Origin of the sequence: Knoellia aerolata DSM 18566, assembly GCF_000768695.1 — a bacterium.
Lineage (GTDB): Bacteria > Actinomycetota > Actinomycetes > Actinomycetales > Dermatophilaceae > Knoellia > Knoellia aerolata.
On sequence record NZ_AVPL01000168.1, the window covers coordinates 1 to 561 of the forward strand.

The following is a 561-nucleotide window of genomic DNA, read 5'->3' on the forward strand; positions in this document are numbered from 1 at the left end:
CTTGCCAGCCTGATCGGGAATGCGCACCCGCTCCAGGTAGCGCATGGCCAGCTCCACCGCCTGCGCGCGCGGCATGCGCCGCACCTGGGTCGGCGCCAGGATGCAGTTCTCCAGCACCGTCAGGTGCGGGAACAGGTTGAAGTGCTGGAACACCATGCCGGCGTCGGTGCGCACGCCGTCCACGGCGCGCAGGTCGTCGCTCAACTCGACGCCGTTGACCACGATGGAGCCCTGCTGGTGGCGTTCGAGCCGGTTGATGCAGCGGATCATGGTGGACTTGCCCGAGCCGGACGGCCCGCAGATCACCAGGCGCTCGCCCGCCCGGACCTGCAGGTTGATGTCCTGCAAAACATGGAAGTCGCCATACCACTTGTGCATGCCGGCGATGGCGATGGCGGGCGGCGTGGCGGCGGAAGGCGTGGTCATCGGAGTTCCCCTTTTTTGTAGCGGTGCTCCAGCCACATCGAATAGCGCGACAGGCCGAAGCAGATGCAGAAATAGATCGATGCGATGAAGAGATAGGTCTCGACGTAGGGCGTGGGCCAGGCCGGGTCGGTCAGC

General features: G+C 65.8%; 1 protein-coding gene. It reads right to left on the reverse strand.

Features of this window, described 5'->3' with window-relative positions:
- On the reverse strand, nucleotides 1–426 hold a 426-nt coding region (locus N801_RS22205), incomplete at its 3' end, for an ATP-binding cassette domain-containing protein (protein ID WP_035941047.1).
- Nucleotides 427–561: the final 135 nt, after the last annotated feature.